Annotated in this window: 14 protein-coding genes and 1 pseudogene; 14 read left to right on the forward strand and 1 reads right to left on the reverse strand. The window is 70.3% G+C overall.

Features of this window, described 5'->3' with window-relative positions; genetic code table 11:
- Window positions 1-3: 3 nt before the first annotated feature.
- The 8 genes from ACFWFI_RS31185 to ACFWFI_RS31220 all read left to right on the forward strand — a co-directional run bounded on the left by ACFWFI_RS31185 (window position 4) and on the right by ACFWFI_RS31220 (window position 7,023).
- On the forward strand, window positions 4-915 hold the full coding sequence (locus tag ACFWFI_RS31185) for a LysR family transcriptional regulator (RefSeq protein ID WP_387396679.1): 912 nt from the start codon (window positions 4-6) through the stop codon (window positions 913-915).
- Window positions 916-1,074: 159 nt separating this feature from the next.
- Complete coding sequence (locus tag ACFWFI_RS31190; protein ID WP_387396653.1) at window positions 1,075-1,998, forward strand: VOC family protein; 924 nt, start codon at window positions 1,075-1,077, stop codon at window positions 1,996-1,998.
- A gap of 37 nt (window positions 1,999-2,035) precedes the next feature.
- Entirely contained in the window at window positions 2,036-3,484 is a 1,449-nt protein-coding gene (locus tag ACFWFI_RS31195) for an NAD-dependent succinate-semialdehyde dehydrogenase (RefSeq protein ID WP_387396655.1), read from the forward strand.
- 6 nt (window positions 3,485-3,490) lie between these two features.
- Window positions 3,491-4,279, forward strand: coding sequence for a fumarylacetoacetate hydrolase family protein (locus ACFWFI_RS31200; protein WP_387396657.1), 789 nt, complete (start codon window positions 3,491-3,493; stop codon window positions 4,277-4,279).
- A 27-nt stretch (window positions 4,280-4,306) separates the two neighbouring features.
- Window positions 4,307-4,678, forward strand: a complete 372-nt coding sequence (locus ACFWFI_RS31205; RefSeq protein WP_387396659.1) for a VOC family protein — start codon at window positions 4,307-4,309, stop codon at window positions 4,676-4,678.
- A 30-nt stretch (window positions 4,679-4,708) separates the two neighbouring features.
- A complete protein-coding gene (locus ACFWFI_RS31210) occupies window positions 4,709-5,500 on the forward strand; it encodes an alpha/beta fold hydrolase (protein ID WP_387396661.1) in 792 nt (263 codons plus the stop codon).
- Window positions 5,497-5,967, forward strand: coding sequence for a GlcG/HbpS family heme-binding protein (locus ACFWFI_RS31215; RefSeq protein WP_387396663.1), 471 nt, complete (start codon window positions 5,497-5,499; stop codon window positions 5,965-5,967). The genes ACFWFI_RS31210 and ACFWFI_RS31215 overlap by 4 nt, the downstream gene beginning before the upstream one ends.
- A gap of 3 nt (window positions 5,968-5,970) precedes the next feature.
- Complete coding sequence (locus tag ACFWFI_RS31220) at window positions 5,971-7,023, forward strand: methionine synthase II (cobalamin-independent)-like protein (protein ID WP_387396665.1); 1,053 nt, start codon at window positions 5,971-5,973, stop codon at window positions 7,021-7,023.
- A 56-nt stretch (window positions 7,024-7,079) separates the two neighbouring features.
- On the opposite strand, the gene ACFWFI_RS31225 is transcribed toward ACFWFI_RS31220, so the two are convergent.
- Window positions 7,080-7,367, reverse strand: coding sequence for a putative quinol monooxygenase (locus tag ACFWFI_RS31225; protein WP_387396667.1), 288 nt, complete (start codon window positions 7,365-7,367; stop codon window positions 7,080-7,082).
- A 203-nt stretch (window positions 7,368-7,570) separates the two neighbouring features.
- On the opposite strand from ACFWFI_RS31225, the gene ACFWFI_RS31230 reads away from it, so the two are divergent.
- The 6 genes and pseudogenes from ACFWFI_RS31230 to ACFWFI_RS31255 form a co-directional block, all read left to right on the forward strand.
- Window positions 7,571-9,019: an aldehyde dehydrogenase family protein gene (locus ACFWFI_RS31230; protein WP_387396669.1), complete on the forward strand. Its 1,449-nt coding sequence runs from the start codon at window positions 7,571-7,573 to the stop codon at window positions 9,017-9,019.
- Between the two features lie 48 nt (window positions 9,020-9,067).
- The gene (gene lhgO, locus ACFWFI_RS31235) at window positions 9,068-10,279 is read left to right on the forward strand and encodes an L-2-hydroxyglutarate oxidase (RefSeq protein ID WP_387396671.1); all 1,212 of its coding nucleotides are present in this window, start codon (window positions 9,068-9,070) and stop codon (window positions 10,277-10,279) included.
- Between the two features lie 132 nt (window positions 10,280-10,411).
- Complete coding sequence (locus ACFWFI_RS31240; RefSeq protein ID WP_387396673.1) at window positions 10,412-11,272, forward strand: amidohydrolase family protein; 861 nt, start codon at window positions 10,412-10,414, stop codon at window positions 11,270-11,272.
- 13 nt (window positions 11,273-11,285) lie between these two features.
- Window positions 11,286-12,995, forward strand: a complete 1,710-nt coding sequence (locus ACFWFI_RS31245; protein ID WP_387396675.1) for a thiamine pyrophosphate-dependent enzyme — start codon at window positions 11,286-11,288, stop codon at window positions 12,993-12,995.
- Between the two features lie 20 nt (window positions 12,996-13,015).
- Entirely contained in the window at window positions 13,016-14,116 is a 1,101-nt protein-coding gene (locus tag ACFWFI_RS31250; RefSeq protein WP_387396677.1) for an Ldh family oxidoreductase, read from the forward strand.
- Window positions 14,117-14,225: 109 nt separating this feature from the next.
- Window positions 14,226-14,342, forward strand: a pseudogene (locus ACFWFI_RS31255) (ParA family protein); the annotation flags it as partial.

The raw sequence follows: 14,342 nt of genomic DNA on the forward strand, positions 1-14,342 counted from the left end.
ATCATGGACCGTCTGCTTCTCATGCGAAGCTTCGTGACCGTCGCCAACGTAGGCAGCTTCAGCGGAGCGGCCAAGCTGCTGAGCTCATCGGGGTCGCTGGTCTCGCGCCACGTGGCGGAACTGGAGCGGCAGATCGGCGTCCGCCTGGTCAACCGCACGGCCCGCTCCGTGAGCCTCACGGAACCCGGCCTGCGCTACGCCGAGTTCTCCGCACGCATACTCGAGGAGATCGAGGCGGAGGACTCCACGATCGCGCAGCGGCACGACAGGGCGGAGGGCTCGCTCAGCATCATCTGTCCCAAGTGGATCGGCAGCCTGGATCTCGGGGACGCCATCGCCGCCTTCTCCGCCGCGCACCCGAAAATAGTGGTGCGCTTCGAGCTGGGCGGAATGTCCGACCGGACCTACGACTTCCTCGACAGCGGATTCGACGTCGCCTTTCACACGCGAGATCTGCGGGACTCCAGCGTCCGCCTCAAGAAGGTCTCCTCGCTGCCGTTCGTCCTGTGCGCCTCGGAGGAATACCTCCAGCGGCACGGCACCCTCGGCCATCCGAACGACATCGCGGCGCGCGACTGCCTCGTCCATGTGAACGACCCGGTCTGGCGGATCGGCCACGGCCACGCGAGCACGCTGCACAAGATCCGGAACGTCGCCTTCTCGTCCAACTCCTACATCGCCCTGCAGAAGGCGGCCGTGCACGGCCGTGGGATCGCGCTGCTGCCACAGAGGTCGGCGTACGACGATCTGGTGTCCGGCGCGCTCCAGGTCCTGCTTCCCGAACTGGCGGTGCCCGACAGGCCCCTCTACGCGATCTACGGCCCCGGGCAGGACACCCCGCGGAAGGTCACCGTCTTCCTGGACTTTCTCACCCAGTGGTTCTCCAGCAATCCCATCGCCGCCATCACCAGGTGAACGGGCCGCGGCCCGTTCACCTGATGACGTGACGGGGTGCGCAACCAGCGATTGCGACCTCGGTGCTCCGGGACCGTTGAGGCGTCCGGAACCGAAAATTACGATCAGCTGAGCGGCGTTTGCGCAGGTCCGCGAACGCGGCCCAGGAAAGAGGAGTTCATGGGAATCCAGAGAATCGAATCGGTGACCTACGGTGTCGACGATCTCGATCAGTGCGTGCGCTTCTTCGAGGACTTCGGCCTCGCACTCGTGGACCGTACCGGCGAACGCGCCTCGTTCGAGACGCTCGTAGGGCAGACCCTGCACCTCGACACCACCCCCGCCCCGTCGTTGCCGGCTCCTCTCGAGGACTCACCCACCATCCGGGAAGTCGTCTGGGGCGTCGACACCCCGGAGCAGCTGAAGACACTCGTGGCCGCGGTCGCCGCGGACCGCGAGGTCACCACCACCGACGACGGCACCCACCACAGCGTCGACGAGACGGGCTTCGGCCTGGGCCTCGCACTCGCCCGGCCGCGCGAACTGCCCGCGCCCGAGGTGCGCCGGCCGAACGTGTCGGGCAGCGTGCGCCGTTGGAACGAGTCGCTCGGCCCCGTGGGCCGGGTGCGACCGCTGCGCATGTGCCACGTCGCCCTCAACATCCCCAAGGCGGGACAGGAGCAGGCCGTCGCGTTCTACGTCGACCGACTCGGCTTCAGGCCCACCGACATCGTCAAGCCCATGGGCACCTTCATGCAGTGCGAGGGCGACGACGACCAGCACAACTTCCTGCTGTGCCACCGCCCCGACCGGGCCGGGGTGAACCACGTGTCCTACGAGGTCCCCGGCTTCGACGACGTCATCGAGGGCGGCAACCACATGATCGCCCAGGGGTGGACGGAAGCCCGCAGGCTCGGCCGGCACACCGTCGGCTCCAATGTCTTCCGTTTCATCCACGCACCCTGCGGAGGCCGCGTGGAGTACGCGGCGGACATGGACAGGGTCGACGACTCCTACGGGACACGCGTCCACGAGACCACCCCGCCGCACCACATCTGGACCCTGCGCAGCTCCCGTGACACGCCCGGGAACCCCGCCTCCTGACACCCCACCCGCCGAGCGTGAGAGGGCACACGCACCCATGACGACGAACCACGAATACCCCGCCATCCGCATGTACATAGCAGGCGAATGGTGCGAGGGAGCTACCGGACGCACCGCACCGGTGCTGAACCCGGCCACCGAGGAGGTGATCGGACAGGTACCGCTCGCCACCGTCGCGGACCTCGACCGCGCCGCCGAGGCGGCCACCGCCGGCTTCGCGACCTGGCGCGACACCCCGGTCGCCGAGCGGACGGCAATCCTCCACAAGGCCGCCGACCTGCTGGTCTCCCGCAGCGACGAGGTCGGCCGGATCATGACCCTGGAACAGGGCAAGCCGCTGCGCGAGGCGAGCGGGGAGGCCAAGCGCGTCGCCGGAGCCCTGCGCTGGGACGCCGACGACGCCCGCCGCGCCTACGGCCGGGTGATTCCCTCCGAGCAGGGCACCCTGCTGACCGTGCGCCGCCAGCCGGTCGGCCCCGTCGCCGCGTTCACCCCGTGGAACTTTCCCGCGGGCGGACCGATGCGCAAGATCGCCGCAGCGCTCTCCGCCGGCTGCTCCATCGTCATCAAGGCCTCCGAGGAGACGCCCGGAACCGCCGTGCGGCTGGTCCGCTGCTTCGAGGACGCCGGTGTGCCCGCGGGAGTCCTCAACCTGGTGTTCGGTGACCCCGCCGAGGTCTCCGAACACCTCATCAAGCATCCGGCGACCCGGCTGATCGCCTTCACCGGCTCCGTGCCCGTCGGCAAGCTGCTGTCGGCCGCCGCCGGCGCCGAGATGAAGCCGTCACTGATGGAGCTGGGCGGACACGCCCCGGTCATCGTGTGCGAGGACGCCGACCCCGTCGCCGCCGCCCGCCGGGCCGCCGCAGCGAAGTTCGTCAACGCAGGCCAGGTCTGCACCTCGCCCAGCCGCTTCCTGGTGCACGAGAGCCTCCTGGAGGAATTCACCGAGGAGTTCGTCCGGGCGGCCGAGGCGGTCGTCGTCGGCGACGGGCTCGACGAGGGCGTCACCATGGGCCCGCTCGCCAACGAGCGCAGGCTGAAGGCCGTCGAGGCACTGACGGCCGATGCCGTGGCCAAGGGCGCGAAGGTGCGCACCGGCGGTGGACGTCCGGACCGTGCGGGGTACTTCTTCGCACCCACCGTCCTCACCGGCGTATCCGACGACGCGGTGCTGATGTCCGAAGAGCCCTTCGGCCCGATCGCGCCGATCGTCGCCTTCAGCGGCCTCGACGACGCACTGCGCATCGCCAACTCCCTGCCGTACGGCCTCGCCGCGTACGGCTTCACCCGCTCCACCGCCACCGCCGAGCGCCTCACCCGCGAGTTCGAGGCCGGCATCCTCTCCATCAACCACTGCGGAGGATCGGTCCACGAGGCACCGTCCGGGGGAGTCAAGGCCAGCGGCTACGGCCGCGAGGGCGGCCCCGAGGGCCTCGACGCCTACCTCGTCACCAAGCGCGTCTCGCACCTGCTGGCCGGCTGAGCGGACATGCGCTACACCAGAGTCTCCATGGGCGGCCGGGCGGTGTGGGGCCGCGTCGAGGACGACGCCGTGCGTCTGCTGTCCGACTCGCCCTTGGAGAGCGACCCCACGGTCATCGGTACGGTCCCGCTCGCCGAGGCCGTCTGGCTGCCTCCCGTCGTACCGCCCGTCTTCTACGCCGTCGGCATGAACTACCGGCGCCACATCGAGCACGCACGCCTGCTGGGCGACGAGGCCGGGGTCACTCCCGACCGGCCCGAGCCCGGCTACCGGGCCAACAGCGCGCTCACCGGTCACGGCACGGCGATCGTGAAGCCCGCCGGAGTCCAGGGCAGGTTCGAGGCGGAGCCCGAGCTGGTCGCGGTCATCGGGCGGACCCTGAGGCACGCCTCGTACAAGGAGGCGCAGGACGCCCTCTTCGGCTGGACGATCGGCAACGACGTCAGCGCCCGGACCTGGCAGCACGAGGACCGCTCGTTCTGGCGCAGCAAGAACAGCGACACCTTCAAGCCGATGGGCCCCTGGATCGAGACCGACGTCGACGCACTCGCCCAGACCACGACCCTGCGGGTCAACGGTGAGGTCCGCGCCCTGTTCCCGACCGGCGACATGGTTTTCGACCCCTTCGACTACATGGTCGAGATGACCAAGCACATCACCCTGCACCCCGGTGACGTCCTGTGGATGGGGGCCGAGTCCACCTGCCAGATCGAGGCCGGCGACACCGTCGACGTCGAGATCAGCGGTATCGGCGTCCTGTCGAACCCCGTCCGGGCGGAGACCACCCACCCCTGAGCCACCGCACCTGAAAGGCAGCAAGCCGTGAGCAAGGAACCCCGCTACATCCACCACGTCAACTTCCCCACCACCGACCCGGACCGCACCGCCGAGTGGTACACGAAGGTCTTCGGGATGAAGAGGATCATGCCGAAGTCCAACACCCGCGTCGTACTGATGACCCGCGGCAACTTCGACCTGCACTTCACCCCGGTCGAGGAGATGGACCGGATGGCGCCGTACCACTTCGCCGTCGAGGTCGACGACTGGGACGACTTCCTCGAGCACCTCACGGAGCTGGGCATCCGCCACACCCGCCCCATCGAACGCCCCGAGAACCAGTCCAAGTTCTGCTACATCCACGACCCCGACCACACCATGATCGAGCTGGTCTTCCACGGCAGGCGCCCCAACTGAGCCGTAGCGCTCGCTAAGGAGATCCCTTTCATGCCCTACGTCGATTCCGACGGCGCGTCCATCTACTACGAACGCCATGGCAGTGGCCCCGCGATCGTCTTCGTGCACGGTTCGGGAGGACACCACGCGGCCTGGTGGCAGCAGATCGTGGCGCTGCGCGACGAGTTCACCGTCGTCACCCTCGACCTCCGCGGCTTCGGGAAGACCGAGCTGGCCGCGCCCCAGGCCGAGTTCGACGGCCAGGCCTTCTACGGAGACGTCGTCGCCGTCCTCGACCAGGAGGACCTGACCGACGCCATGCTGGTGGGCCAGTCCATCGGCTCGGTCGCCGCCCTGCGCGCAGGCCTGGTGCGCCCCGAGCGCGTCGGTTCGGTGGTCCTCGGTCACTCCCTCGGCGGGATCAGCCACCCCGAGCTCAAGGAGCTGGCGGCGGCCGACCGTGCCGAGGCCGTCAAGCTCCCCGTCATCGACCGCCTGCTCACCCGGCGGTTCCAGCAGGAGCGTGCCGATCTCACCTTCCTGTTCCGGCAGATGGGCACGTTCAACGTCGCCACGATGCAGGACCTGCGCAACCTCGACACCGACGGCCCCGGCCTGGAGGAGATCCGGGACTCGGGCGTCAAGGTCGCCTTCCTCGCCGGCGAGAAGGACGCGGTGATCAGCGTGAAGACGGTCACCCGCGCCCACGAGCTGGTGGAGGGGTCACACCTCGAGATCGTCCCGGGCGCCCCGCACTCCATGTACTGGGAGACGCCGCAGGAGTACAACGCGGCCGTCGCCCGTCTTCGCCGCACCCTCACCGCCCCGAAGGAAGCAGCATGAGCAACATCAGCCTCGACGCCGCCGAAGAGATCATCGACGCCGCCCACAAGCGGGCCCAGGCGTTCGGGAAGGCGGTGAGCGTCGCCGTCGTGGACGCCGGAGGGTTCGTCGTGGCCATCCGCCGCCCGGACGGCGCGCGCCCGCTCACCCCGGACATAGCCAGGGCCAAGGCCTACACCGCCGCCGTCATGCAGCGCCCCGGCAAGATGCTGAAGAAGTGGCAGGAGAGCCAGCCGGTCTTCTTCGCCCAGCTCTCCCAGCTGCCCGGCGCGGCCATGCCCATCGTGGCCGCCGAGGGCAGCGTCACCATCAAGAGGGACGGCGAGATCATCGGCGGCCTCGGCATCGCCGGCGGCACCGCGGACGAGGACCAGCAGATCGCGGACGACGTCCTCGAGTCGCTCGGCTACGAGCTGGAGTTCGACGCCTGGGGCGTCTCCGGCAAGCCCGCCGGAAAGGAAGCCTGAGCCATGGCGGACACGTTCAACTACCGCATCGACCACCACGGCAGCCTGGTCCGTCCCGCCGCCCTGCTGATCGCCCGGGAACGGGCGGCCCAGGGGGAGCTGGACGCCGGAGCGCTGCACGAGGCCGAACTCGCGGCGGTCAAGGAGGCCGTGGTCCTCCAGCGGAGGCTGCGCTCCACCGTCGTCACCGACGGGGACCTGCCGCGCGCGGACTTCCGCAGCGCGGTGCTCGACCGGGTGTCCGGCTTCCGGCGCACCGGCCAGGAGACGGACGGTCTCACCCGCTGGGTGGCGGAGTCCCTGCCGAAGGCCAACGGCCCCCTGCTCGCGGACTGGGCCGCCCGGCTCGGTGAGCTCACGCTGATCGCGCCCAAGGCATCCCTGCCCTCGCCCGCCTACCTGGCCGCCACCTGCTTCGACGCGGAGGCGGCCGGCTCGGGCGGCCCCGCCTCGGCGCGCGAGCTCGGTGAGGCGCTGGCGGAGATCATCCACGCGGAGATCGAGCTGCTCATCTCCCGGGGCGTGCGCCTCGTCCAGCTCGACAACCCGCTCCTGCTCGCCCACACGGCCGGCGAACCCGGCGACGCGGGCGCCCTCTCCTTCGAGGACGCCCTGGCCGTCGACGCGCTCGCCGTGCCGTCCGGGGAGCGTCCCGAGGGCGTCCGGGTGGGCATGGCGCCCGGCTGGGCGGCCCCTGCAACGGTGGACCGTGCCCGCGCCGAGCGCCTGTACGCCGCCGTCCCTGTGGACCGGTGGATCCTGCCGTACGACCAGGGCACCGACGCCGAGCTCGATCTCCTGCGGGCACTCCCCGAGGACCGCGACGCCTGTCTGGGGGCGGTCGACGCGACCGATCCCGGGATCGAGGAGATCGACGCGGTCATGGCCCGGATCGACGCCGCCGCGGAGGTCAAGGACCTGGAGGACATGGCCCTGGCACCCTCCAGGGGCTTCGAGGACGTCGCCGGCCGCCCGCTGCTGAGCGCCGAGGACCAGAACCGCAAGCTCGTCCAGGTGGAGACCCTCGCCCGCTACTGCTGGGGCAACGAGTTCTGACCCACGGGGGCCCGGGCCGGACCCACGGGGGCCCGGCCCGGGGCCGCCCGCCAGGCCTACAGCACGTCGGCGAAGGTGACGGCCCGATCGGTCAGCAGCGGCCGCACCGTGCCGACGATCAGCTCGTCGAAGTAGTCCGCTCCGGCGTGGGCGTCGAAGCCCGCCCGGTCGGCGTACCGCTCGTACAGGACGAACCCTCCAGGGCGGTCCACGTCCGCGTGCACCTCGTACGCCAGGTTTCCCGGCTCGGTCAGCGTGTGCTCCCGCATCTTCAGCAGCGCCGCACGCACGGTGGCCTCGTCGGCGGGTTCACAGCGGTAGTGGGCGATGACGGCGAATGCCATGGGTCGGTCTCCTTGTCGAGTACGGCGTCGAGCGTGCCGATTCCAGCACAACGCACGCCCGCCGGGCCGTGCGTGACGTGCAAGCAATGTCTGCCGCCGCGGCTCTGGTCACCCCTCCGGTCTTCCTGTGTTGTCGTCACGACCACACACCGTTTCATCTGCACACCGCGGAGCGCCGCGGTCGAACGGGAGCAATGATCCAGATGCGCACCATGGAAACCCTCCTCGGCGGGCAGTGGGTGGCGGCCGACGAGTGGCTGCAGGTCCACGACCCGGCCGACACCCGCACCCCCGTCGCCCGTGTGCCGGCGCTGAGCGCAGGGGAGGTCGCCCGCGCCTACGACGAGGCGGAGAAGGGCTTCGCCGTCTGGCGGCGCACCAGTCCCTTCGACCGGGCGCGGGTCTTCCACGAGACGGCCAGGCTGCTCCGTGAGCGGGCCGCCACGATCGCCGAGGCGGTGGTCGCCGAGAACGGCAAGACGCTGAAGGAGGCGAGCGGCGAGGTCCAGAAGTCCGCCGACTTCTTCGAGTACTACGCCGGTCTCGCCCGCAACGGATACGGCACGCTCATCCACGACGCCCGTCCCGACACCCGCACGAGCTTTCACCACGAGCCGGTCGGGATCGTCCTGGCCATCACGCCGTGGAACGACCCCCTGCTGACCCCCGCCCGCAAGCTGGCGCCGGCGCTGGCCACCGGTAACGCCGTCGTCCTCAAGCCGGCCTCCGAGACCCCGATGTCGGGCCTCCACCTGGCCCGCGCGCTCCACGACGCGGGCCTGCCCGCCGGTGTGCTGGGAGTCGTCACCGGGCGCGGCGGCAAGATCTCCGCGCCCCTGATCGACGACCCGCGCATCGCCGCGGTCACCTTCACGGGATCCAACTCCGTCGGCGAGGGGCTGCGCAGGTCCCTGGCCGACCGCAACGTCCGCTTCCAGGGGGAGCTGGGCGGCAAGAACGCCACCGTCGTGCTCGCCGACGCCGACCTGGGGGCCGCCGTGAACGCGCTGATGGTCGCGGGCTTCGGCCAGGCGGGCCAGCGGTGCACCGCCACCAGCCGTGTCCTCGTCGAACGCTCCGTGTACAAGGAGTTCACCGGTCTGCTCCTGGACGCGGTCGCCGCGCTCGAACTCGGACCGGGGGCCTCGGACTCCACCGCCGTCGGCCCGCTCGTCAGCACCGGCCGGCGCGACAGCGTCCTCAAGGACATCGGCCGCGCGGTGAAGGAGGGGGCGACCGTCCTCACGGGCGGCACGGCCCCGCAGGACGCGAAGTACGCCAACGGCTGCTACGTCAGCCCGACCGTCCTGGGTGACGTCACCCGGGAGATGGCCGTCTGGCGCGAGGAGGTCTTCGGGCCCGTCGTGGTCGTGCGTCCCGTCGACGGCTTCGACGAAGCCGTCGCGGAGGTCAACGACTCCGACTTCGGGCTCGCCGCCGCCCTCTTCACCCGAGACCTGCGCGCCGCGCACCGCTTCGCGGACGAGGCCGACTGCGGCCAGGTCGCCGTCAACACGGCGACCACGGGCTGGGACGTGCACCACCCCTTCGGTGGCTTCCGCGACTCCGGCTCGGCCTTCAAGGAGCAGGGCACCGAAGCCCTCCGCTTCTACACCCGCGTCAAGACCGTCGCTTTCAACTTCGGCTCCTGACACACGGGTTCCACAGCACGGGTTCCACAGCAAGAAAGGAGGATGCCGATGGCGGAAGAGACGATCGGCATCGTCGGCGCGGGCATCGTGGGTCTGGCGACGGGCCGGGAGATCGCGCTGCGCCGTCCGGGGACACGGGTCGTGGTGTTCGAGAAGGAGGACGAGGTCGCGACCCACCAGACCGGACACAACTCGGGTGTGGTGCACGCCGGCATCTACTACCCGCCGGGAAGCCTGAAGGCCGGCCTGTGCGTACGGGGTGTGTCCCTGCTGCGTGAGTACTGCCAGGACCGGGAGCTCCCGTACCAGGAGATCGGCAAGCTGGTCGTCGCCGTCCGCGAGGACGAACTGGGCCGCATGGACGCGCTCTACGAGCGGGCCAGGAACAACCACGTGCCCGACCTGCGGAAGATCTCCAGGGAGGAGATCAGGGAGATCGAGCCCAACGCCGGCGGCGTCGCGGCGCTCCACTCCCCCCGTACGGCGATCACCGACTACCCGGCGATCGCGCGGCAGTTCGCCGCCGACATCGAGTCCTCCGGCGGGGAGGTCAAGCTCGGCTTCCCGGTGTCCTCCCTCACCGACGTGCCCGACGGCATCGAGGTGGCCTCCGGCCAGGAGCGGATCCGGGTCGACCGGCTGATCCTCTGCGCGGGGCTCCAGTCGGACACCGTCGCCGGCCTCGCCCACGACACCAAGGAGCCCAGGATCGTCCCCTTCCGGGGCGAGTACATGCTCCTCAAACCGGACCGGACCGACCTGGTACGCGGCCTGATCTACCCCGTACCCGACCCGCGCTACCCCTTCCTCGGGGTGCACTTCACCCCCCGGGTCGACGGCTCGGTCGAAGTCGGCCCGAACGCCGTTCTGGCACTCGCCAAGGAGGGCTACAAGCTGTCCGACGTGTCCGTGAAGGACCTGGCCCGGCTCGCCGTCTACCCGGGCGTCTGGAAGATGGCCGCCCAGCACTGGAGAACGGGCATCAAGGAGTACCGCGGCTCACTCTCCACCCGGGCCTTCATGAGGGACGCGGGCGAGTACGTGCCCGGTGTCGGAACCGAGGACGTGATCCGCGGCGGGGCCGGCGTACGGGCCCAGGCGCTCGACCCCGACGGCTCGCTCGTGGACGACTTCCGCATCCACCGCACGGGCCGCGTCACCGCCGTACGCAACGCCCCCTCGCCCGCCGCCACCGCCTCCATGGCGATCGCCGAACACATCTGCGACGCCGTGTTCGCGAGCGCCGGCGGATCGGTGTGACCTCGAACGACCTGCCTGTTCGCGCAACAACTGCTTGCACGCCCAGGTCTGCGCAAGGACCCCTCACCAGTTCTAACGTCTGACTCGCACCACCCCACCACCCCGAGACACCCGCAACGAAAGAGGCACACCATGTTCGTGGTCGACACCCAGATCCACATCTGGAAGGAAGAGGCCCCGGATCGCCCCTGGGTCCCCGGAGCCCGCGAGCGGATCCGCCTCAACGGCCACCGCGAGGAAGCCTTCTCGTACGAAGAGGCACTCGAGCTCATGGACGAGGCCGGCGTCAACCGGGCCCTCATCCTCCCGCCCTCCTGGGAGGGCAACCGCATCGACTACGCCCTGGAGGCGTGCGAGGCCCACCCGGACCGCTTCGGCATCATGGCCCGCGTCCCGCAGGACGACGAGGCCGAGGGCACGGCCATGCTGAAGGACTTCGCGCAGAACCCGCACATCAAGGGCACGCGCCTCACCTTCCACCGGCCGCAGGACCGCAACTGGATGATCGACGGCACCAACGACTGGTACTGGCCGATCGCCGAGGAGCTGCGCATCCCGACCATGGTGCACGCGCCGATCTGGAAGAGGGAGCTCGGCGAGATAGCGGCCAGGCACCCGAACCTGAAGATCATCATCGACCACATGGGCATCATGGCCCGCTGTGTCGACGACGCCATCGGCTACTGGGTCGCCGAGACGGCGGACCTGCACAAGCACCCGAACATCTACGTCAAGATCTCGGCCCTGCCGGGGTACTCGACGGAGGCCTTCCCGAACAAGAACATCGAGAAGTACGTCCGCGAGATGGTCGACAAGATGGGCCCCCAGCGCTGCTTCTACGGCACCGACATCACCCGCCTGCTCGGCCACGGCATCACCTACACCGACACCATCGAGCAGTTCACCAAGCACTGGGACTTCACTCCCGAGGAGCTCGAGTGGATGATGGGCCGCGGCATCAGCGAGGTCCTTGACTGGCCGGTCGAGGGCTGAGGAAACACCTGAGATGACGGACAGCAGCAACACGTCAGGCGTCGACGGCGGTGACGCTGTCGTCTCCGCCTTCAACGCCGTCGGCGCCGACTACATCTTCTGCTCATCGGGGTCCGAATGGGCCCCGGTGTGGGAGTCCCTGGCCCGGCGTCACCGTGACGGTGACCCGGCCCCCGCCTACCTCGACCTCACCCACGAGACGGTCGCGGTCGGCATGGCCACCGGCTACGGCCTGATCACCCGCCGCCCGCAGGGAGTCCTCCTGCACGCGGCCCCCGGACTGCTGCAGGGCTCGATGGCCATCCACGGAGCGCTGCTCGCCGGCGTCCCGATGGTGGTGGCCTCCTCGGAGTCGAGCACCTACGGAGACGGCCCAGGGCAGGACCCGGGCGGCCAGTGGTACCGCAACCTCTCGATCGTGGGCGGCCCGCACGGCGTCGCCCAGCCCTTCACCAAGTGGTCCACCGAGGCCGCCAGCGTCCACACCCTGCCAACCATGATCACCAGGGCGGCGGAGCTGTCCTGGCGGGCACCGGCGGGACCGGCATACCTCAACGTCCCCCTGGAGATCCTCCTTGAGGACTGGGACGGCCGCGAGGCCAAGCCCATCGTGGCACCGGGCTCCACGCACAGTTCCCCCGATGAGGTCGACCCCGTCGCCGGGATGATCCGCGAGGCGAAGAACCCGGTCATCGTCACGGAGACCGTCGGCCGTGAGGGGGGCGGCTTCGAGGCTCTCGTCGCCTTCGCGGAGGCCTGGAACATCCCGGTCGTCGAGCCCGACTCGGCGGTGTGCGGCAACTTCCCGCGCGACCACCCGCTGCACGCCGGCAGCGACATCGGGCCGTGGATGGACGAGGCGGACCTGATCCTCCTGGTCAACTGCCGTGTCCCCTTCTACCCGCCGAGCCGGCGCCCCTCGAAGGCCACGATCGTCGTCATCGACGAGGTACCGCAGCGGCCGCACGTCGTCTACCAGGTGCTCTTCGCCGACAGGTATCTGGAAGGCAACGTCGCAAACACCCTGCGCCAGCTGGCCAAGCGGGCGAAGGATCTCGACGGGGCCGCCGTCGCCCTGCGCCGCGCGGCGCAGGACGAGCGGTACGCCGCCGAGCAGGCCGCCATCGCCGGGGCCGAGGCCGAGGCGGAGCAGGCCGAGGGCATCGACCCCGTCCTGGTCGCCGCGACGCTGCGCACGCTCCTCGACGGCAAGGACCCGATCGTCGTCGACGAGACCATCACGCACAGCCGGGTCGTCAAGCGGCACCTCAAGACCTCCGACCCCGACTCCTACTTCTACGTGCAGGGCGGGCTCGGGCAGGGCATGGCCGTGGCCCTCGGCGCAAAACTCGCGGCCCAGGGACGCCCGGTGGTGTTCACCGTCGGGGACGGCGCCCTGACCTACAACCCGGTGATCCCGTCCTACGACGCCTCCAACGCCTACGGACTGCCGCTGTTGATCGTCGTCTTCAACAACCGTGTCTACAAGTCGATGAATCTCAACCACCGGCGCTTCTACCCCGAAGGCGCGGCGGCCGAGACGGGCGAGTGGCTCGGCACCGACCTGCACCGGCTGCCCAGGCTCGCGGCGTTCGCCGAGCCGTTCGGGATGCACACCGAGACCGTCGACACGCCCGACGCCCTCGCCCCCGCCCTCGAGCGCGCGCTCAAGGCGGTGGCCGACGGCACCACCGCCGTCGTCGACGTCCTCGTCACCCGCTGAACCAGGAGGCACCGACCACCATGACCGACACCCCCGCCACCGAGCCGGGCAGGCCCGGCAAGACAATCCTCCCCGCCGAGGACCTGCTGGAATTCGCCGCCGCCCTCCTGGAGAAGGGAGGCCTGAGCGCCGAGGACGCCCGTACCACCGCCGACGTCTTCGTATGGGCCGCTCAGCGCGGAGTCGACTCGCACGGCACCGCGCGCGTTCCCGCATACCTCGATCTGCTGGCCAAGGGCGTGGCGAACGCCAGGCCCGAGATCAAGGTCGAGTCCACGACGCCGGCCGCCGCCGTCCTGGACGCAGACCGCGCGCCGGGCCCGGTGGCCCTCACCGCCGCGGCGAAGGAGGCGGTGAACCGGGCCAGGACGAACGGCATCGCCACGGTGGGCGTACGCCGCACGGTCCACACCGGTGCCATCGGTTACTACGTCTCCAAGATCGCCGAACAGGGCCTGGTCGGGATCGGCTTCGTCTCCGGCATGCCCAACATGGGCTACACCGGCGTCAAGGGCGCGGCCGTGGCCACCAGCCCGCTCGCCATCGCCGTACCGACCGCACCGTCGTCGGATCTCGCCCCGCTGCTCCTGGACATGGCGACGGCAACGATCGCGCTGGGCAGGATCCGCCAGGCGAAGGCGAGCGGTACGCCGTTGCCCGAAGGGGCCGCGGCCACCGAGGACGGCACCCCGACCACCGATCCGGAGAAGGCGGTCATGCCGCTGCCGCTGGGCGGCGTCAAGGGCTCGGGGATGTCGCTCGCCTTCGAACTGCTCACCAGTGTGCTCGTCGGCGCGCCCATCTTCTCGTCCTTCCACTCGGACGACCCCCAGGGACGCAAGCACCGGCAGAACGCACTGCTCATCGCGGTGGACCCGGCGGCCTTCGGGGACGCGGGGGAATTCACCGAGGCGGTGGAGGCCACCCTCAGCACACTCAAGGGCCTTCCGGCCGCGGACGGTGCCTCGGGGGTCTTCTACCCGGGCGAACGCTCGGCCGCACTGTCCGCCGAGCGCGGGCAGTCCGGTGTGCCGGTGGCGCCGAAGGTGTGGCGGGAACTCCTGGAGCGCGCGGAGGCCCTCGGCGTCGTACCGCCGAACCCCGTGGGCGCCGCCGGCTGACAACCGGTCCGGCCACGTCGCTCACGACCCGGCGGTGCGGACCGGGTCGTGAGCGGGCGGAGCGGGACGCGGCGCCCTTCGCGGCACAGGATGGAGGGGCCGCCGCCCGCTCTTCTGCGCACCGGCCACCATCGACCTCGCCGGTGCGGAGATCGAGCTGGTCTCGCTGGTCGCCCGGGAGAGCCGCCTGGAGCGCGCCATCAAGTCGTACGAGCAGCCGCTCGAC

The sequence above is a fragment of the Streptomyces sp. NPDC060209 genome (assembly GCF_042728155.1).
Lineage (GTDB): Bacteria > Actinomycetota > Actinomycetes > Streptomycetales > Streptomycetaceae > Streptomyces.